At 41.5% G+C, this 19,396-nt stretch carries 24 protein-coding genes and 3 pseudogenes; 19 read left to right on the forward strand and 8 right to left on the reverse strand.

The features are described from left to right. Window positions 1-195: 195 nt before the first annotated feature. The 13 genes and pseudogenes from MKP07_RS19095 (at window position 196) to MKP07_RS19140 (ending at window position 9,598) form a co-directional block, all read left to right on the forward strand. The gene (locus MKP07_RS19095; RefSeq protein ID WP_262919373.1) at window positions 196-1,050 is read left to right on the forward strand and encodes a VOC family protein; all 855 of its coding nucleotides are present in this window, start codon (window positions 196-198) and stop codon (window positions 1,048-1,050) included. Window positions 1,051-1,085: 35 nt separating this feature from the next. Then, window positions 1,086-1,325 (forward strand): 4-hydroxyphenylpyruvate dioxygenase family protein, encoded by a 240-nt coding sequence (locus tag MKP07_RS38990; protein ID WP_394803582.1) that lies wholly within the window; start codon window positions 1,086-1,088, stop codon window positions 1,323-1,325. A 79-nt stretch (window positions 1,326-1,404) separates the two neighbouring features. After that, a complete protein-coding gene (locus MKP07_RS38995; RefSeq protein WP_262919374.1) occupies window positions 1,405-2,061 on the forward strand; it encodes a pyridoxal phosphate-dependent aminotransferase in 657 nt (218 codons plus the stop codon). Then, a complete protein-coding gene (locus MKP07_RS39000) occupies window positions 2,028-2,630 on the forward strand; it encodes an aminotransferase class I/II-fold pyridoxal phosphate-dependent enzyme (protein ID WP_317235858.1) in 603 nt (200 codons plus the stop codon). The genes MKP07_RS38995 and MKP07_RS39000 overlap by 34 nt, the downstream gene beginning before the upstream one ends. A gap of 208 nt (window positions 2,631-2,838) precedes the next feature. Beyond that, window positions 2,839-3,742, forward strand: a pseudogene (locus MKP07_RS42750) (fumarylacetoacetate hydrolase family protein). Further along, entirely contained in the window at window positions 3,706-4,167 is a 462-nt protein-coding gene (locus MKP07_RS19110) for a GxxExxY protein (RefSeq protein WP_240848593.1), read from the forward strand. Before MKP07_RS42750 ends, MKP07_RS19110 begins: the two are co-directional and overlap by 37 nt. Before the next feature lie 48 nt (window positions 4,168-4,215). Next, window positions 4,216-5,082, forward strand: coding sequence for a flavin reductase family protein (locus MKP07_RS19115; RefSeq protein ID WP_240848594.1), 867 nt, complete (start codon window positions 4,216-4,218; stop codon window positions 5,080-5,082). A gap of 287 nt (window positions 5,083-5,369) precedes the next feature. Further along, complete coding sequence (locus tag MKP07_RS19120; protein WP_240848595.1) at window positions 5,370-6,017, forward strand: hypothetical protein; 648 nt, start codon at window positions 5,370-5,372, stop codon at window positions 6,015-6,017. A gap of 21 nt (window positions 6,018-6,038) precedes the next feature. Further along, window positions 6,039-6,833 (forward strand): VWA domain-containing protein, encoded by a 795-nt coding sequence (locus MKP07_RS19125; RefSeq protein ID WP_240848596.1) that lies wholly within the window; start codon window positions 6,039-6,041, stop codon window positions 6,831-6,833. A 20-nt stretch (window positions 6,834-6,853) separates the two neighbouring features. Then, window positions 6,854-7,630 carry a YfbK domain-containing protein gene (locus MKP07_RS19130; RefSeq protein WP_240848597.1) on the forward strand — a complete coding sequence of 259 codons (777 nt, stop codon included), beginning with the start codon at window positions 6,854-6,856 and terminating at the stop codon, window positions 7,628-7,630. Between the two features lie 152 nt (window positions 7,631-7,782). Next, window positions 7,783-8,373 (forward strand): DUF4349 domain-containing protein, encoded by a 591-nt coding sequence (locus tag MKP07_RS19135; protein WP_240848598.1) that lies wholly within the window; start codon window positions 7,783-7,785, stop codon window positions 8,371-8,373. Next, on the forward strand, window positions 8,342-8,605 hold the full coding sequence (locus MKP07_RS42755; RefSeq protein ID WP_394803677.1) for a DUF4349 domain-containing protein: 264 nt from the start codon (window positions 8,342-8,344) through the stop codon (window positions 8,603-8,605). The genes MKP07_RS19135 and MKP07_RS42755 overlap by 32 nt, the downstream gene beginning before the upstream one ends. 303 nt (window positions 8,606-8,908) lie before the next feature. Then, window positions 8,909-9,598 (forward strand): SIR2 family NAD-dependent protein deacylase, encoded by a 690-nt coding sequence (locus MKP07_RS19140; RefSeq protein WP_240848599.1) that lies wholly within the window; start codon window positions 8,909-8,911, stop codon window positions 9,596-9,598. A gap of 62 nt (window positions 9,599-9,660) precedes the next feature. Here the strand turns inward: MKP07_RS19140 and MKP07_RS19145 are convergent, their stop codons facing one another. The 5 genes and pseudogenes from MKP07_RS19145 to ltaE form a co-directional block, all read right to left on the reverse strand. Continuing rightward, window positions 9,661-10,155, reverse strand: a complete 495-nt coding sequence (locus tag MKP07_RS19145; protein WP_240848600.1) for a hypothetical protein — start codon at window positions 10,153-10,155, stop codon at window positions 9,661-9,663. Window positions 10,156-10,232: 77 nt separating this feature from the next. After that, the gene (locus MKP07_RS19150; protein ID WP_240848601.1) at window positions 10,233-10,796 is read right to left on the reverse strand and encodes a glucose-6-phosphate isomerase; all 564 of its coding nucleotides are present in this window, start codon (window positions 10,794-10,796) and stop codon (window positions 10,233-10,235) included. Between the two features lies 1 nt (window position 10,797). Further along, window positions 10,798-11,234 (reverse strand): annotated as a pseudogene (gene pgi / locus MKP07_RS42760) (glucose-6-phosphate isomerase); the annotation flags it as partial. A 55-nt stretch (window positions 11,235-11,289) separates the two neighbouring features. Continuing rightward, the gene (locus MKP07_RS42765; RefSeq protein WP_394803583.1) at window positions 11,290-11,799 is read right to left on the reverse strand and encodes a glucose-6-phosphate isomerase; all 510 of its coding nucleotides are present in this window, start codon (window positions 11,797-11,799) and stop codon (window positions 11,290-11,292) included. A 174-nt stretch (window positions 11,800-11,973) separates the two neighbouring features. Beyond that, complete coding sequence (gene ltaE / locus MKP07_RS19160) at window positions 11,974-12,987, reverse strand: low-specificity L-threonine aldolase (protein ID WP_240848602.1); 1,014 nt, start codon at window positions 12,985-12,987, stop codon at window positions 11,974-11,976. A gap of 113 nt (window positions 12,988-13,100) precedes the next feature. Between ltaE and MKP07_RS19165 the strand changes: the two genes are divergently transcribed. The 6 genes from MKP07_RS19165 (at window position 13,101) to tpiA (ending at window position 16,132) form a co-directional block, all read left to right on the forward strand. After that, window positions 13,101-13,592 (forward strand): YajQ family cyclic di-GMP-binding protein, encoded by a 492-nt coding sequence (locus MKP07_RS19165; RefSeq protein ID WP_240848603.1) that lies wholly within the window; start codon window positions 13,101-13,103, stop codon window positions 13,590-13,592. A 178-nt stretch (window positions 13,593-13,770) separates the two neighbouring features. Then, the gene (locus tag MKP07_RS19170; protein WP_240848604.1) at window positions 13,771-14,019 is read left to right on the forward strand and encodes a type B 50S ribosomal protein L31; all 249 of its coding nucleotides are present in this window, start codon (window positions 13,771-13,773) and stop codon (window positions 14,017-14,019) included. Window positions 14,020-14,126: 107 nt separating this feature from the next. Further along, the gene (locus MKP07_RS19175) at window positions 14,127-15,113 is read left to right on the forward strand and encodes a putative sugar nucleotidyl transferase (protein WP_240848605.1); all 987 of its coding nucleotides are present in this window, start codon (window positions 14,127-14,129) and stop codon (window positions 15,111-15,113) included. Continuing rightward, window positions 15,104-15,355 (forward strand): hypothetical protein, encoded by a 252-nt coding sequence (locus MKP07_RS19180; RefSeq protein ID WP_240848606.1) that lies wholly within the window; start codon window positions 15,104-15,106, stop codon window positions 15,353-15,355. The genes MKP07_RS19175 and MKP07_RS19180 overlap by 10 nt, the downstream gene beginning before the upstream one ends. A gap of 16 nt (window positions 15,356-15,371) precedes the next feature. Beyond that, window positions 15,372-15,545: a triose-phosphate isomerase gene (locus MKP07_RS39015; protein WP_262919377.1), complete on the forward strand. Its 174-nt coding sequence runs from the start codon at window positions 15,372-15,374 to the stop codon at window positions 15,543-15,545. Then, window positions 15,542-16,132 (forward strand): triose-phosphate isomerase, encoded by a 591-nt coding sequence (gene tpiA / locus MKP07_RS19185; RefSeq protein ID WP_262919378.1) that lies wholly within the window; start codon window positions 15,542-15,544, stop codon window positions 16,130-16,132. The genes MKP07_RS39015 and tpiA overlap by 4 nt, the downstream gene beginning before the upstream one ends. 141 nt (window positions 16,133-16,273) lie before the next feature. Here tpiA and MKP07_RS19190 read toward each other — a convergent pair whose 3' ends face one another. From MKP07_RS19190 to MKP07_RS19200, 3 genes and pseudogenes are all read right to left on the reverse strand, one after another. Next, window positions 16,274-17,143, reverse strand: a complete 870-nt coding sequence (locus tag MKP07_RS19190; protein WP_240848607.1) for a TIM barrel protein — start codon at window positions 17,141-17,143, stop codon at window positions 16,274-16,276. Window positions 17,144-17,247: 104 nt separating this feature from the next. Then, window positions 17,248-17,625, reverse strand: a complete 378-nt coding sequence (locus tag MKP07_RS19195; RefSeq protein ID WP_240848608.1) for a TIM barrel protein — start codon at window positions 17,623-17,625, stop codon at window positions 17,248-17,250. An 8-nt stretch (window positions 17,626-17,633) separates the two neighbouring features. Beyond that, window positions 17,634-19,292 (reverse strand): annotated as a pseudogene (locus tag MKP07_RS19200) (MFS transporter); the annotation flags it as partial. Window positions 19,293-19,396 lie beyond the last annotated feature (104 nt).

The raw sequence follows: 19,396 nt of genomic DNA on the forward strand, positions 1-19,396 counted from the left end.
TTAGTAAAATAACTATCTTTGTATTTTAAATGAGGCCAGATTATCCATATAAAATTTTTACTGACAAACGTGTGAATTACGTGTTGTTGGTTGAGGCGCTTGCTACTGATCACCAGATCTAACCTATTCTTCTATTTTGTCCCGTAGAAGGGATATTTCATTCTTTTTCTTTTTTAACGATCTTAAATACTTGTTATGTCTAATGCATTACAGTCAGCGCATGCTGTAGCTGATGTTGTTGATTTCCTGCCACTTGAGGGCACCGACTATATTGAGTTTTATGTGGGCAATGCCAAGCAGGCAGCACACTTCTATAAAACGGCGTTTGGGTTTCAATCGCTTGCTTATGCTGGTCCTGAAACAGGCATTAAAGACCGGGCTAGCTACGCTGTTCGTCAAAATAAGCTTACCCTTGTTTTTACCACCTCACTTAAGGGCGATACGGAAATAAGCGCGCATGTGGCACGTCACGGGGATGGCGTAAAGATGCTGGCCTTACGTGTGCAGGACGCTACAGATGCATGGAAACAAACGACGCAAAGAGGCGGTCATAGCTTTATGGAGCCTGTTCATTTAACAGATGGAGATGGTGAAGTTGTTGTGAGTGGTATCCATACTTATGGCGAGACCGTGCATCTTTTTATCGAAAGAAAAAATTACACCGGCGCCTTTTTGCCAGGCTATAAAAAATGGGAATCCACTTATAACCCAACAGAAACGGGTCTGTTATATGTGGATCATTGTGTGGGTAATGTAGGGTGGAATAAAATGAATGAATGGGTGAAATTTTATGAAGAAGTAATGGGTTTTCGTAATATCATTTCTTTTGATGATAGTGATATATCTACAGAGTACTCGGCATTGATGAGTAAAGTAATGAGTAGCGGTAATGGTTTTGTAAAGTTCCCTATTAATGAACCCGCAGAGGGAAAAAGAAATCCCAGATCGAAGAGTACCTGGATTTTTATAACGGAGAAGGTGTACAACACGCCGCGCTGGCAACCAATAATATTATTGAAACCGTTACAGAGCTGCAGAACCGGGGTGTAGAGTTTTTAAAGGTACCCGCATCTTATTATGATGACTTGCTGGATAGGGTAGGTGAAATTGATGAAGACCTGTTACCATTAAAGAAATTGGGGATATTGGTAGATCGTGACGAGGAAGGATACCTCCTGCAGATTTTTACAAAACCCGTTGAAGACCGGCCAACTTTGTTTTTCGAGATCATACAACGTAAAGGAGCGAAGAGCTTTGGTAAGGGTAATTTTAAAGCTTTGTTTGAAGCAATAGAAAGAGAACAGGAGGCGAGGGGGAATTTATAGTTGGTAAGTTGATTAGTTGATAGGTTAACTAGTAGAGAGGAATTTAGAATTTGACATTTAATATTTACGTTTTTCATTCATGAAACTTTCACAATTAGCAGAAACAATGCCGGCTCCGGCGCCCCTGGCAATAGGGAGTGCCATCAAGGAGCGTATAAATAAAGGCGAGCAGATTTACAATTTAACCATTGGTGATTTTTCACCTTCCCTGTTTCCAATACCTCAGTTGCTGGAAGAATCGATTATAGAAGCTTATCAAAAAAAGCAAACGAATTACCCGGCACCTGAAGGTAATGCGGACTTGAGAGAACGTCTTTCTGGCTTTATACGCCATTTCCAAAACCTTCATTATACACCTGCTGAGATATTGGTGGCATCTGGCGGCAGGCCATTGATTTTCGCAGCCTATCAAACGATAGTAGACAAAGGTGATAAAGTGATTTACCCGGTTCCATCCTGGAATAATCATTACTATGTACAGTTAAGCGGAGCCAGGGGATGTGCTCTCGAAACTTCCGTAGAGAACAATTTTATGCTAACCGCTGAAGATATCCGCCCGCATATAAAAGATGCTGTTTTATTGGCTTTATGCTCGCCTCAAAATCCTACAGGAACATGTTATACGCAGGGCCAAATGAAAGCTATATGTGATATGGTTGTTGAAGAGAATAACCGGCGCAGGGATGATGAGAAAAACTGTATGTGTTATACGATCATATTTATAACCTGCTGGTGAGAGATTCAGCACAGCATATTGATCCGGTTTCGGTATGTCCGGCAATGAAAGCATACACCATTTTTACAGATGCAGTGAGTAAGAATTTTGCCGCTACCGGCGTGCGCGTAGGCTGGGGATATGGACCCGAACGGTTGATCAATAAAATGAAAACAATTTTAAGCCATGTAGGGGCCTGGGCGCCTATGGCCGAACAAAAAGCGCTGGCCGTCTTCTTTGATAATTTGCCGGTTGTAGAAGAATACCTGCATCACTTTAAAAGAAAGATTGCCCGCCGTCTGGATGGTTTTTATGAGGGCCTGATGGAACTCAAACAAGAAGGGCTTGCTGTAGATGTAATAGCGCCGCAGTCTTCAATTTATTTAACCGTAAAAATGGATATACCCGGAAATATTTTTAACGAGTTGCTGGATGAAGGTGTTGCCGTGATACCGTTTTCAGCTTTTGGGGCGCAACAAGCAGGTAATTGGTTTAGGTTAAGTGTGGGTACTTGTAAGCTCGAAGATATTGCTCCTGTTATACAAAAGTTTAGAAAAGTGCTAATGCAAAAAACAGAAATAGTTCATTAAAATAATACTTATGAAATGTGGCGAAAGAGAATATTCATTTTCATACCCTGTTGAATGAATGTTTCTGCGGAATGATATGTGATCAAAATCAAATAAAAACACACACATGAAACTGGTATCTTTTTTATATAATGATGGTATTGAACAATGCGGGATATTGGTGGATAAACAGGTATACCCAACCAGCAGCATTGGGATGCCTGGTACTATGTCAGCATTACTGAATAACTGGGACGAGTCGTATTCGCGATTGAAGGACATTGAGAAGGATATTGTTTCAGGTAAGCAGTTTCATAGCCTTGATCTGGATAAGGTGAGTTTATTGGCGCCAGTGCCCCGCCCCAGCTCTTGCAGGGACGGCTATGCTTTCAGGCAGCACGTAGCAGCTGCGCGTCGTAACCGCAAACTACCTATGATACCCGAGTTTGATGCTTACCCCATTTTTTATTTTACCAATCATAATAGTATCCAGGGGCCGGGTGCAATTAAATGTATGCCCGATCATTTTCAGAAACTGGATTTTGAATTGGAAGTAGCTACCGTAATAGGCAAGCGTGGACGTAATATCAAAGCTACAGATGCAGATGCTTATATTGCCGGCCTGATGATCATGAATGATATGAGTGCACGTACATTACAAATGGAAGAAATGCTATTAAACCTTGGACCTGCCAAAGGGGAAGGATTTTTCGACCGTGATCGGTCCCTGGCTGGTAACCCTTGATGAACTTAAGGATTTTGAGTCAGCCCCTAAATTGAATCATGTTGGCCGCAACTGGAATTTAAAAATGACCTGTAGCGTAAACGGTGTGCAGGTGAGTGAAGGCAACCTGGGAGATATGGACTGGACCTTTGCTGAAATCATCGAAAGAGCGTCTTATGGTGTGGATGTGTATCCGGGCGATGTTATCGGGAGCGGTACTGTGGGCACCGGCTGCTTTTTGGAGCTCAATGGAACAGGAAAGCTGAATGACCCGGAGTATAAAGAACAGTGGCTGCAGGAGGGTGATGAAGTGGTAATGGAAGTAGAAGGCTTAGGCGTATTGAGCAACACTATTATTGCGGAGCAAACAGATTGGAGTATATTAGCAGTGAAGAAGGAACTGGACTAACCGCAGAGAAAGGAGAACGCGGGGCTAACGCAGAGACTATGACAAACGAAACGTTGAATAAAATTGGTGGAGTCATTCTTGATGCTTGTATTACTGTGCATCGGGAGTTAGGACCAGGTTTATTAGAGTCGGCTTACGTCATCTCGTTAGTACGTGAGCTGTATCTTAGAGAGATTAATACAAGAGTTCAGGTACCGGTAGAGATGACTTATAAGGAAACGCCTTTAGGCAAAATATATGTAATTGATATTCTGGTTGAAAACGAAATTGTCCTTGAAATAAAAGCAGTAGAAAGAATGGAGCCTGTCTTTAAAGCGCAATTAATTACCTACTTAAAGTTAACTAATAAAAAGCTTGGGTATCTTATTAATTTCAATGTTCCTTTATTAAAGGACGGATTCTTAAGGATCGTTAACAACTTTTAGCTCAGCGTAAACTCCTTGTCTCATTTCTCTGCGGTGAAATTATCAATAATGATTTTAGACTTACAACAACTCAGCACAATCGATAAGCAACACTACCTGCAGCACATTATTGCGCCGCGGCCTATTTGCTTTGCCAGCACCATCAGTAAAGCGGGTCAGGTGAACCTAAGCCCCTTTAGCTTTTTTAATTTGTTTTCTACTGATCCGGCAATAGTGGTTTTCAGCCCTTCCCGCAGGGTGAGAGATAATACCATAAAACATACTTTAGAGAATGTGCTGGAGGTTCCCGAAGTTGGTATCAATATCGTTGATTACGATATGGTGCAGCAAACCTCTCTGGCAAGTTGCGAATACAGCAAGGATATTTCTGAATTTGAGAAGGCGGGCTTTACAATGGAATCTGCCCAACTGATCAAACCACCACTGGTTAAAGAAAGCAAGGCCAAAATGGAATGCAAGGTACTTGAGGTGACATCACTCGGCGATAAAGGAGGTGCCGGGAACCTGGTGATATGTGAGGTGCTTCGCATACATTTAGATGAAAGTATTCTGGATAATAATAAGAGGGTTGATCAGCGCCGGTTAAAACATGTAGCACGCCTGGGAGGCAACTGGTATTGCAGGGTTGATGAAGCCAATCTTTTTGAAGTAGAAAAACCTAATGTGAAGCTAGGCATCGGCTTTGATGCATTGCCTGAAGCTATTCGAAACAGCACAGTACTTACTGGAAACGACCTGGGCATTCTGGCTAATGTGGAAATACTGCCACCAATACAACCTGGCTTTTCAGATATACAATTGGAGCAATTACTGGCTGATGCAGGTAACAGGCCTGTGACCATACACCAATATGCAGCTAACCTTATCGCAGCCGGAAAAATAGCAGAAGCCTGGCAGGTCTTACTAAGATCTTAAGGCAACACACCTTTTATCGCTACCTGCATTTAAACAGCAGGATGTATAGTTGTATGCCCTTGAACAATCTTTACTGTGCCAACTTCAGGGAGGTTTCCATCTCTCTTCATCTTTTACCAATCCTTAACAAATTTTAAGGATTACTATTTTTATAAAAACGGTATTAAGAAGTATCTAATAAAAAATAGATATGCCATTAGCATACTGATGTAAACTTCCGGGGTTGACATCAATATTGCTTACTGCCTGAGGTAAACCTCAACTTTTAATCATTAAAAATATACATAATGAAACGCTTATTTTTTGCAATAGCCCTATTGCCCTGGTTGCTTATTGCCTGTAATACGATCACTTTTGAAGAACCTCAACCTGCTACCAATGATATCTTAAAAGAGATTCCTCAAGACCTCACAGGTCATTATTTTGATTATGATCATTCTAAAAGTTTGTTCATTACGCCGGGCTTGATTTATACTGTTCAGTTATCAACTGATACCGTTACTATAAGTGAGTTAAAGGACCAGGAGAAATTGGATAAGGATACACTATATCAGCTAAATCAACATTACAAAGTAAACAGGATTACTGATACTTCGTTTACCGGTTACAGGTATGTTGATACGGTTTTTAACCTGGCCGATCAAGGCCAGTTGCTCAAAGCTGAGGGTGAGGATTATTACCTGAACTATAAACTAGAAGATAATATGTGGTGGGTGACCAAGCTCGCTTTCAGGGGAAATGTGATTAATCTGACCAATATTGAAACTGCAAATGAAGTGAAAATGATGGAGCATATTACCCATGTTCAGCAGGATAGCGGGAAAGGTTTACTGGTGAAACCCAATAAAGAGCAGTTTAAAAAATTCGTCAGCCAAAACGGCTTTATAAAAGGCAACACTTATTTAAGAATAGATTCCACAACCCATATACTTTAGTAACCAATTAATAAAAAATTTATGAAACGATTTATTTTTGCAATAGCAATATTGCCATGGCTGGGCTATGCCTGTAACCAATCCTATAAAAACAGAACCACTGAGGTCGCGGCAGAAACATTGGCCGACCAGGCGGCTCCTGATGAGTCACAGGCTTACTTTACAGTGCCGGAGTCGAAAGACTTTAGTGGCGAAGGTTATGCACATATCACAGAAAATAATTTTTCTACAGCGCTTGATCAGCCGCTATCAACATTTTCAGTAGACGTAGATAAAGCCGCCTACAGTAATATACGGCGCTTCCTAAATAATGGTCAGCTACCGCCGGCGGGTGCCGTTCGTATAGAAGAAATGATCAATTATTTTGACTATGACTATAGGCAACCTTCGGGAAGCGATCCCTTCAACGTAATAACAGAAGTGGCTAGCTGTCCGTGGAACGAAAAACATCAATTGGTACACATAGCGCTTAAAGGAAAAGAAATGGAGCGGCAGGAATTACCTCCCTCTAACCTGGTATTCTTAATAGATGTTTCGGGCTCTATGCAGGATGAAGACAAGCTGCCCTTGCTAAAAAAATCTTTACTACTACTCACTAAAAATCTAAGGGAAGATGATAATGTGTCTATCGTTACCTATGCGGGTAGCGCCGGATTGGCATTGCCATCAACCAGTGGTTCAGATAAAGGAGATATTGAAGATGCAATAGATGACCTGGAAGCAGGAGGCTCCACAGCAGGAGGAGAGGGGATTCTACTGGCTTACAAAGTGGCCCGCCAGCATTTTAAAAGAATGGTAATAACCGCGTTATTATAGCTACTGACGGTGATTTTAATGTGGGGGTTAGCAGTGAAGATGAGCTGGTACGCCTGATTGAAAAAGAGAGGGAAAGCGGCGTGTTTTTATCTGTGCTCGGGTTTGGTACCGGCAATTACCAGGACGGTAATATGCAGCAACTGGCAGATAAAGGGAATGGTAATCATTACTACATTGATGGATTGCAGGAGGCGAAGAAAGTTTTGGTAAATGAGATGAGCGGAACACTTTTTACTATTGCAAAAGATGTAAAAATACAAGTGGAATTTAATCCTGCTAAAGCACAGGCTTATAGGTTGATTGGATATGAAAACAGAATGTTGAATAAGGAAGATTTTAATGATGATAAAAAAGATGCTGGTGAGATAGGTGCAGGTCATACCGTAACAGCTTTATACGAAATAATTCCGATAGGCGTAAAAAGTGATTTTGTGAAACCGGTAGATCAGTTGAAATATCAAAAGACGGGGAATATAGAAAGAAATAATTCTAATGACTTATTCACCGTTAAGCTCCGATATAAGAAACCTGACGAAGAAGAAAGCCGTAAAATGACCATACCTGTTGCCGATAGTAATGGTGATTGGGGAAATGCCAGTGACAATTTCAGGATGGCTGCCGCGGTCGCCGAATTCGGTATGGTGCTCAGAAACTCTGAATACAAAAGTAAAGGGAGCTATGAGCAAGCATTGGCAATTGCTAAAACAGCGAAAGGTATTGACGAAAATGGTTATAGAGCGGAGTTTACAGGTCTTATAAAAGCGGCTGAGAAACTTAGCTCAAAGCTTAACGATTAATAACAGTTTTCTTTAGCTTTAAGAGCTGGCTAAAATACTCCCCAACAGTGTCGCAGAAATAGTATATTCAGGAAATAAAATTTAACCAATGAAACCAAATTTTTTAATGCTTCCGGTCTGCTTATGCATATTGATAAGTTGTAGCAGGGGCATTGATCAGAGCGCTGAACCCCTGGCAAGCATCTCAAACCGCTCTGCATAGCCGTAATGCCGGCGATGGCTTAGAAATGTTGTCAAAAGCGCCTTCCAAAGAGATTGCTCTTGCGGATCAGGCTAGCATCCCTATCGTGGAGCAAGGACAGCAGATCATTAGAACTGCTCATCTTGTTCATGAAGTAAAAAGCAGCCAGGTGTATAATAACTATGTACGCAACCTGCTCAGGAAACATAATGCTTATATTTTCAAAGAGGATAACAGTGTTGCGGATAACAAGGCACAGACCACAATAGTTATAAAAGTTCCGGTAGCGTTGTTTGATAGTTTGATCGGGCAACTCGTTACAAATGACGTAAAGCAACTGCAAAAGAACATCACTTCCGAAGATATTACCGGTGAGATCATTGATACGCGAGCAAGACTGGAAACCCGGAAAGCAACCCGGGATAAGTATCTCGAGTTTTTAAATAAAGCAGGTAAAATTGAAGATGTATTAAAAATACAGCAGGAAATTAACATATATCCAGGAAGATATCGAATCGGCGGAAGCCAGGCTGGCGCAGCTTTCGGGTCAGGCAAGGTATAGTACCGTTAACCTGACGTATTTTGAACCCGGTAGCGGGTATGAAAATCATAATAGCGATCCCGGGTTTTGGAGTCGTGTCGGCAGTGCTGTCAAAAACGGCGCTGCAATTTTGGGGCAGATTTTTATTGCTTTGGTAACAGTCTGGCCATTTTGGGTTGTGGGATTGGTGCTGGGCTTTGTGATCAGGAACTATAGGAGACGAAATAAGAACCTTACCAGGAAAGAGCAATAAAGTTTTATCCGTCATGCTATTAATGCCGTTTGCTTTAAGCGGCGACGATTGCTGAGTTGGGTATAATGCTCCGTAGTTCTGAATATGAAAAGAAACGCAAGTTATGATCAGGTACTGGTAATTGCTATAACATCGATAATACAGGAAGCTCTAATACTGCCACCTATATTTTACTGCGGGGGCGCAAAGGCGCAATGTGTTTAAGAACTAACAGAACATCTTTTTTGCGTCATAGCGTCTTTGCGGTTAGATTACACGGATCTGGCAGCACGAATATTTATTGAAATGCTTTAAGTTTACTGCATGAAGAAGAAGCTGGTAGTATTAACCGGTGCTGGTATCAGCGCAGAGAGCGGTATAAAAACGTTCAGGGATGGAGATGGATTGTGGGAGGGGTATGATGTTACCGAAGTGGCTTCTCCCGAGGGATGGAAAAGAAACTCTTCGCTGGTACTTGATTTTTATAATATACGTCGCAAGCAGGCATTGGAAGCTTTACCCAATACAGCTCATAAAGGGTTAGCAGAACTGGAACAATGGTTTGATGTGGAAGTAATCACCCAGAATATTGATGACCTGCATGAAAGGGGTGGTTCTTCAAAAGTAACTCATTTGCACGGGGAGATATTTAAGATGCGCAGTGCGAAATCGCTGGCTCCTTCTTTCGAAATAAAAGGCGATATCCATATAGGTGACCTCGCGCCGGACGGAGCCCAGTTAAGACCGGATATTGTTTGGTTTGGCGAAGCAGTGCCGATGATAGAAAAAGCAATAGCGATCACCCGTAAAGCGGATATATTTGTGGTAATAGGTACCTCGCTGGTGGTATATCCTGCTGCAGGCTTAATAGATACAGCTCCCTTTCACAGTAAAAAATTTGTGATCGATAAAAACATCCCCTCTGTACAACATGTATCCCATTTGATTACTATAGAGAAGCCTGCCACAGAGGGGGTGAAGGAGTTGACAGGGATACTAAAAACCATGTTGTAAACAAAATAAAGGTTCTGGCTGGGTTAAGCAACGGCATATTGTGTATTCGGATTGTTGGGCGCTCAATACTCTTTTTGATTTTCACGCTTCATATAAAAATCAACTTTGTCTTTAATACCAGGAAATGGCTTTACTGTTAGCATGTCTTTGTTCCATACTCCTGGCGTTTTAAAATCTTTTGTTTTGTTCCAGCTTTGGGGAGTGGGTGTAGACTTCCGTAGCTGATTGCGATACTTCCATGGCTCACTTTTCCAGAAATTGGGTATTTCATTTGCTGTTGTTTCTCTCCTTGCTGCATTTGGAATAGGAACAGCCGATGTATAAGGCATAATGCAGGGCATGTTGTACTGTGTTAGCCTGGCTACAGAACCATAGTGGCTGCTATACATATTGGAAGTATCCAGCAAACTTTCAGGTCCTAAAGGATTACTACTGTGCGCATTTTGTATCCGGGCTTTCTGGCCGTAAGACAATGTAACGGCAAGACAAAAAAGTAGAGAGACGATCATTTTCATATATCCGTTTCGGTCATGATGCATGGTAAGGCCGGATTGCATAAATTTTTTTATTCTTTTTGGGAAATAAAAAAGCTGGTCACCCCAGGGTAACCAGCTTTTAAAAAGACAGGCAGCTCTTACCTAAGTTTTTTGTATAAATTAATTAAATTGTTTGTGCTGCTATCATGACTATTTACCTTGTCGCTGTTTTGCAGTTCAGGCAGTATTTTATTAGCCAATTGCTTGCCCAATTCAACTCCCCACTGATCAAAGCTAAAGATGTTGAAAATGACACCCTGTACAAATATTTTGTGCTCATAAAAGGCAATCAACTGTCCTAAAGTAAACGGCGTAATCTTTTTAATCAGGAATGAATTGGTAGGCTTGTTGCCCTCAAACACTTTAAAAGGCGCCAGTTTATTGATTGCTGCTGCATCAAGACCCTGCTGCTTTAGTTCAGCTTTTACTTCTGCCAGGTTTTTCCCATTCATAAGGGCTTCAGTTTGAGCGAAGAAGTTACTGAGTAATTTCTCATGATGATCGCCTATAGGATTATGCGTTTGTGCCGGAGCAATAAAATCGCAGGGGATCGTCTCCGTACCCTGGTGTATCAGCTGGTAAAAAGCATGCTGCCCGTTGGTGCCCGGCTCTCCCAAATGATCGGCCCTGTCTGATAGGTGACTTTTTGCCGCTTCGGTCAACGCTTTTGCCATTGCTTTCCATATTGCCTTGCTGAAAATAGGCCGCAAAGCGGTGCAGGTACTGATCGTAAGGTAAAATAGCCTCTGATTGCGCTCCCAGGAAAGTAGTGTTCCAAAGTCCTGTCAAAGCCATAATTACCGGGATGTTTTTTTCAAGCTTTTTAGTGGATTTAAAATGTTCATCCGCATCATGAGCGCCCTTTAGCAGCTCTTCAAAATTGTCGTAGCCAATAGTTAAAGCTATTGATAAGCCGATAGAGCTCCACAAAGAATAGCGCCCACCAACCCAGTCCCAAAACTCAAACATATTGTTGGTGTCAATGCCAAATTTTTCCACCTCTTTGCTATTGGTGCTTAAAGCTGCAAAATGCTTAGCCACATGTTGCGGGTCTTTCGCTTTTTTAAGAACCAGTCGCGTGCCGTTAACGCATTCGTCATCGTTTCCTGCGTTGTAAAGGTTTTAGACGCGATGAGGAATAAAGTAGTTTCGGGTTTACTTTTTCAGGGTTTCTGCAATATGGGTACCATCTACATTCGACACAAAATAAGCTTCAATGCCTTTTACCGTGTAAGGTTTTAATGCTTCGGTCACCATTAGAGGTCCGAGGTCGCTGCCACCGATACCGATATTAACAATGGATTTTATTTTTTTGCCTGTATAGCCCACATGTTTGCCAGAATGAATGGCTTCGCAAAAAGCCTTCATTTTACTTTGCACGGCTCTTACTTCCGGCATCACATCTTTGCCATCGCTTTTAATGGCTTTGGGACCAAAGTTTCTCAAAGCAATATGTAGCACAGACCTGTTTTCAGTCTGGTTGATTTTGTCGCCGTTGAACATAGATTTTATCGCAGCAGGCAATTCGGTTTGCTCTGCCAGTGATAATAGTAACTGTTGGGTTTTGGTATTAATCTTGTTCTTGGAGTAGTCGAAATAAATATCGCCATGTTGTAAAGAAAAGCTGGAAGCGCGCTGGGTATCTTCAGAAAATAACTGGCGCATGTTCCCTGCTTTACTTCTTCAGCATGACTTAATAATTGCTTCCAGGCTTTTGTTTTTGTTGGATTGATTGTTGGTAGCATATCAAAAATAAAATTTACTGTTTGCTTTAAAGGCTGAAGGTAAATGATATTTAGCTAAGAGAAAAGATTAGAATGCAGCGGCTGTTTCTTTATATCAAACTTGTTGTACCGTATGGATCACCTGCTCCACCATAGCTCTTGTAATGTCCAGGTGTAACACTAACCTCACTTTGGTAGGCGCTATGGCATAGGCAAGAATAGAATGCTCCTTTAGTTTTGCCACCAGTTCTTTGGCGCTAATGCCTTTCGTTTCAAAAATGACAATATTAGTTTCAACCGGCATTACAGTCTCCACATAATCCTGCGTTTGCAATGCTTCGCCTATCATTTTCGCGTGAGCATGATCTTCGCTTAAACGCTCCATATTATGTTGCAATGCATATATACCTGCCGCCGCCAGGTAACCCGTTTGGCGCATACCACCGCCAAACAATTTTCTCACACGCCGGGCCTTTTTGATAAAGGCCGTATCTCCTAATAACAGGCTCCCTACCGGACATCCCAGGCTTTTGGATAAACAGATCGAAATGCTGTCAAATAATTCACCGTATTGCCGGGGTGTTTCATTTTTGGCCACCAGTGCATTAAACAAACGCGCTCCATCTATATGAAACGGCAACCCGTTATTTCCACAAACCTGTTTGATCCTTTTTAGTTCTTCAAAATCATAACAGCTGCCACCACCGCGGTTGCTGGTGTTTTCAACGCACACCAGGCTGGTGCGTGGCCGGTGCACATCGTCAGGTTGTATGGCTTCTTCCACTTGCAAGGCGTTGATGCGCCCCCGGTCGCCTGGTAATAATTTTACTGAAGCGCCTGAATTAGCCGCAATACCTCCGCCTTCATATTGATAAACATGGGCATCGGCATCGCAGATCACTTCATCGCCGGGTTGCGTATGGCATTTGATAGCAATCTGGTTCGTCATGGTACCGCTAGGGCAAAATAAAGCCGCTTCTTTACCGAATAATGTAGCAGCCATTTGCTCCAGTTCATTTACTGTAGGGTCTTCTCCAAAAACATCATCGCCTACAGGCGCTTTCATCATGGCTTCCAACATGGCCGGAGTTGGGCGGGTAACGGTATCTGACCTGAAATCAATGATCATGTGCTTATTGTTATGGATTCAAATTTAGTCGAATGCATTCATTTGCACGAAGTTTGTATTGTATCTTTGCTGACCGGCTGCCATTATTAATTTTTTAAAACAGGAGCAATTTTATGCCATCATTTGATTTTGTAAGTAAGGTAGATGCACAGGCGTTAGATAACGCTGTGAACGTTGTAAGTAAAGAAATAGCTAATCGCTTTGATTTTAAAGGGTCGCACCTGGTGATCGACCTGGACAAGAAGAATTACACGCTGAAGGTAGAAACTGAGGATGATATGAAAATGAAGCAGCTGATCGACGTGTTAGTGAATAGAGCGCATAAGCAGGGCATTTCGCCCGAAGCATTCGATTTGAGTAAGGAAGGAAGTATGATCGGCAAGGCCTGGAAAAAAGAGATACAGGTACGCAATGGTTTGAAACAGGAAGATGCAAAAAAGATCATTAAGCAAATTAAAGACGCTGGCTTAAAAGTACAGGCATCTATAAATGATGACCTTGTGAGGGTAACCGGTAAAAAAATAGATGATCTGCAGGAAGTAATACAGGCTTCTAAAGGTTGGGGATTAGATATACCCTTGCAGGTGGAAAATATGAGAAGCTAAGGGAGTGAGTGGTGAATAATAGGAATTAGGGAGTACTGAGAGGGGCGAAATGTTTAAATTTTCAAATCTTAAATCATAAAATTGTTGTACCTTTGCACTCCTTTGAAGCAATTCTGAGGATAATTTTATTAAATAATTTGTACGGCAAAATCCGTACAACCTTAAAAATCATACAATTATGAAACAAGGTCTCCATCCGGAAAGCTACCGTTTTGTTGTGTTTAAAGACATGAGTAACGGCGATGCTTTTTTAGGAAAGTCTACTGCAAATTCTAAAGAAACCATTAAATGGGAAGATGGTAACGATTACCCGGTAATTAAACTGGAGATATCAAGTACTTCTCACCCGTTCTTTACCGGTAAAAACATGCTGGTTGATACAGCAGGCCGTATCGATAAATTCAAAAAGAAATACGCGAAAAAATAATTGTTCCTCAGGAATTTATTTTATGGAGAACCCCGCATTGGCGGGGTTTTTTCTTGTCCTTACCCATCCAATGCTTCGCTGCAAATGCTTATCTTAGAAGCTTCAATATGAAACCTGTTATTGCATTTGCTCCAGCTCATGGCGAACCGACTTTTCTACAACCCTTTATTTTTACAAGAAAGGTGCAGGATTTCAGGATCGGCGCATTGACTATTCGTGAAAAATGGGAGCAGCTTCTCGATGCATCTTCAGTCGATTTAAAAGATAACCGGCTGTCTGAGTTTTTTTCATCAACTGCCCTGGAAGAAATTGGTAACGAAGTTGCTAAGTATATTATTGCAGCAAACCTCCTGCCCGATAATGCATTGATAGAAAAAATAAAAGCGCTGTTACCCGGTCAATCGATTGTGTCAAAGGACAATGAAATGCTGGTCGGCTATATAATGCAATTAACGGATATCAATAACCTGCAGCCGATAGCGACTTTAGAAGCAGCAGATTTTAAACTGCTTGGAGCCGTTACGCAGATCAATCTGTTGAATAAGAACGCGCTGTTGTATGACTATGAGATATTGAAACAAAAATGTGTTGCTCAGCCAATTGATCCTTCAAACGGGTTAATAGCCTCCGAAAATATTTTTATTGAAGAAGGTGCTGTTGTAAGGCATGCAATACTCAATGCGGAGGAAGGCCCGATTTTTATAGCGAAAAATGCGCAGGTAATGGAAGGCGTTTGCTTACGTGGGCCCCTCTATATTGGAGAGCGTGCTGTAGTGAAAATGGGAGCAGCCATTTATGGAGCAACGACCATTGGTCCGGGTTGTGTAATAGGTGGCGAAGTGAAAAATGCGGTATTTTTTGCCAACTCTAATAAAGGACACGATGGGTATATCGGGGATTCGGTGGTAGGAGAGTGGTGTAATTTCGGCGCAGGTACCAGTAGCAGTAATATGAAGAATAATATCGGCGATGTTAACTACCAGTTACCTGATGCTGTTATTGTGACCGGTCAGAAAAAGGAGGTGTACTTATGGGTGATTTTAGCCGCACCGCCATCAATACATCTATTAATACAGGAACGTGGGTGGGTGTAAGCTCCCATGTGTTCGGAAACGGGCTCACTCCGAAAATAATTCCTAATTTTAGCTGGGGATTCGAATCAGGATTGGGAAGTTTACCCCTGCGTTACACCGAGGATGGTATACCTAATAACGAGGAATTTATATACAAGCTGGATAAAGCTTTAAAAGATGCCGACGCCTGGATGCGGTTAAAAGGAGCCGCATTAAGTGAGGCGCAAAAAAATATATTGACAGAACTTTACAATAAACGATAAAAAACAATTTTTAAAAATGAGAAAGCAAATTGCAGCGGCAAACTGGAAAATGAACCTGACTTATACGGAAGGACAACAGTTGCTGGCTAGTATTTTAGAGAATGACCTGGGCAGCAAAGAAAACCATGAAGTAATTTTCGCAGTTCCTTTTCCTTACCTGATCATGGCGAAGGAAAAACAACTACGTTGAAAAATTATTATATAGCTGCGCAGAATTGCAGCAACAAAAAGTCAGGTGCTTACACGGGTGAGGTTTCTGTGGATATGCTGGACTCTATTCATATCAAACATTGCATCGTAGGTCATAGTGAAAGAAGAGAATACTTTGGCGAAACCAACCAGGTATTGGCAGAAAAAGTGAACCTGTTACTTGAAAAAGGAATCACACCTATATTCTGTTGCGGAGAGGCTTTGGATATCAGGGAAGCTAATACTCAAAATGCATTTGTTGAGGCACAATTAAAGGAGTCATTATTTCACCTATCTGCTGAAGATGTTCAAAAAGTGGTAATTGCCTACGAACCTATCTGGGCTATTGGCACTGGCAAAACTGCTTCTACAGAGCAGGCACAGGAAATGCATGCGCACCTTCGTTCGGTACTGGCTGCTCAATATGGTGCTGAAGTAGCTAATGAAATATCTATCCTTTATGGTGGTAGTGTAAAGGCTAATAATGCAAAAGAGATCTTTGCTTCTCCTGATGTGGATGGAGGTCTTGTGGGAGGTGCTTCATTGGTAGCTTTGGATTTCATAGAAATTATCAAAGCCTTGAAATAAAGCAGGTGTTTAAATAGTTAATATGAAGCCGGGTATTATCGCCCGGCTTTATTGATTTGGATACTTCAGACGTTTTTCACCTGATGTAAACAAAAAAGCCGCTGCTTTGTAGCAACGGCTTCTGCTGTAAAAATCGTTTTATTAAAATACCAGATTGTTCAGGTAAGCCGCCCCTTCTTTTACACAGTCCAAAGGTGCTTTCTCGTAAGCTTCCTGCTCTAAAATATAGCGTTGCATACCGAGGTCTTTCGCTTTCGCTAATATCGATTTGTAATCAATAGACCCTTTCCCCACAATACAACTTTGGTTTTCTTCGCCTTCTTTGAAGGCCACATTTTTCTTGCGGTCCTTTATATGACACAGTTTAAATCTCCAATTATATTTTTTCATCCATTCTATCGGATCCTGGCCGGCAGTAACTACCCAATACATGTCCATCTCAAAATCTACCAGTGCGGGATCTGTATTCTTCATTATAATGTCCTGCGGATACTGTGTGTCTTGCATTCTAAAGGAATAGTCGTGGTTGTGATAAGCAAACCTGATCCCGTTTTTCTGGCAGATCTCACCAGCCTTATTAAAGTCTTCGGCCGCTTTTTTATAGTCATCCAGTCTGCGCTGTTTGCCCAGCCATGGGCAGATCAGGTATTTCATACCAATAGCGCCAGCTTCTGCGGCTTTTCTTTCAAAGTCTTTTTTATAATCGCAATGGCTGCTTACAATAGTTAATCCGAGGGAATCCATATACTTTTTAAAGTCTGTATTAGACATGCCCCAGAACATCCCATTCGCGCCCTCATAGCTTTCAATTTCTTTATATCCGAATGAAGCAAGTTTTTTCAATATCCCTTTAGGATCTTTAGGTAGGTCATCGCGAAGTGAGTATAATTGTATGCCCAGGTTCTTAATGGTACCCCGGCTGCCGGTAGACTTTCCCCCGGCTCCACAGGAAGCCAGTGCCATACCCAGGGCAGCACCGCCGCTCATTTTTAAAAAATCTTTTCTATCCATTTTGCAAAGTTTAAATAAGGTTTTTTTTAATACTGATCCGCTATAAAATTAACATACATCTGTCAACCATGAACTATCATCTATGAATCACTCACTATTCTCACCTACACATCACAAATATGTACGGCCTGCTCCAGCGCTTTAAAACGTTCCTGATCCGTTTTCCCCGTTGGAATAAACTCTTGGGCCACGTGACCTTTAAAGCCTGTTTCCAGGATGGCGTTCATGATAGCAGGGTAGTAGAGCTCTTGCTTGTCATTCAGCTCATGCCTTCCCGGAACTCCTGCCGTGTGATAATGGGCGATATACTGATGATTGGCTTTAATGTTGGCGATTACGTTGCCCTCATCTACCTGCATGTGGTAAATGTCGTATAATAATTTGAAGTTTTCGCTGCCCAATCTTTTGCATAGCTCTACGCCCCAGGCTGTATGGTCGCAGAAATAATCTTTATGATCTACCTTGCTGTTCAGTAGTTCCATTACTAAAACTACTTTATGTTTTTCAGCAATAGGCAATATTTTTTCAGTCCTTCCACACAATTCTTTAAACCTGTTTCATCGTCCATGCCGCGGCGGTTACCGCTAAAGCAGATCAGGTTTTTATAACCCGCCTTTGCAACCAATGGAATACCTTCTTCGTAGTCTTTGATCAATCCTGCGTGAAACTCAGTTCCGGCAAATCCATCTACCAGACTTACTTTTCCAGGTATATAGCACATGCTACAGGTAATGCCATGCTTCTGAATAATTGGCCAGTCTTTAGGAGCCAGCAGATCAATGGCATTCAGTCCCATTTTCTTTACGGTTACGCATAATTCTTCCAAAGGAACTTTGCCGAAAGTCCACTGGCAAACGCTATGATTGATATTTCCTTTTAGCTGGTACATTGATTTTTCTTCGTTCGCGAATGTTGTTAAAGGGGAGAGGCTGGCGGCAACGGAGCCGGCAGCTAATGTTTTAAGCATGTTTCTTCTGCTAGGCATTAGTAACTGTTTTTTATCGTTTCTGAAAATTACGGCAAATAAGAAGCAAACCACTGCAGCAATTCCGGCAGGTACCAGCCAAACATGTTGCCAGAAGCTATCCGCAGTGGCCGCTGTTTTATAGTGTTCTGTTACAAAGCCCGCTACCCAAAAACCGATTAACATTCCTACACCGTAGGTAGCTAGTGTAATTAATCCCTGGGCAGAGCTTTTATATTTCTCGCCTGCTTTGGCATCTGTATAAATTTGACCTGATACAAAAAAGAAATCATAGCAAATCCCGTGTAATGCAATACCTATAATCAGCATAAAAGATAATTCTCCGGCATTGCCGTAAGCAAATAATAAATATCTTATTGCCCAGGCGAGCATACCTATTAAAATAGTATTCTTAAAGCCAAATCGTTTAAATAAGAACGGAATTAGCAAGAGGAACAATAATTCCGAACCTTGACCTATCGCCATTTTAGCTGTTGGGTTTTCGAGACCTACGGCTGTAAGAAATGGGTTTGCATTTTGGTAGTAAAATGCAAGTGGAATACATATCAATACTGATGCGATGAAAAATGTAAGAAAATTTTTATCTTTTAATAAATTTAAAGCATCTAGTCCAATTATCTGAGCAAAAGATTTATTCCCTTCTGCATTTTTTACAGGAGGCGTTTTAGGCAAGGTAAAGCTAAATACTCCTAATACCGCAGATGCGATAGCTGCCATTAGGAATGTATTTTTTAATGCGCCGGTTTCCGCATTACTGTTATCCCAATCAAGCAAACTAATTATAACACCAGCTATAATCCAACCTAATGTACCAAATACTCTAATGAATGAGAATTCTTTTTCAGGATTTTTCATTTGCCTGAAAGAAACTGAATTTACCAAAGCAAGGGTTGGCATGTATAATACCATATATACGAAAACATACGGATAAAATACAGCAACATTATCTGCATTAAACATCATATACATAAGAACTGCTCCTGCTAAATGTAAAACTCTAGAATTTTTTCTGCATTAAAAAAGCGATCGGCAATCAGGCCAATGATAAAGGGTGCAATGATTGCGCCCCATGATTGAGTGGAAAATACGTTGGCAATTTCCAACCCATTTGCTTGAAGATTGGTGCCTAAAAAAGTCCCTAAGGTTACAAACCATGCTCCCCAAATAAAGAACTGGAGAAACATCATTACGGAGAGTTGGGCTCGGGTTGTGGACTTCATAGTTTTATTTTTAATTGATCAATCTTTATGATCAGGCCAGTGGGCCTG

Source organism: Paraniabella hibiscisoli, from assembly GCF_022512515.1.
In the GTDB taxonomy this organism is placed as follows: domain Bacteria; phylum Bacteroidota; class Bacteroidia; order Chitinophagales; family Chitinophagaceae; genus Niabella; species Niabella hibiscisoli.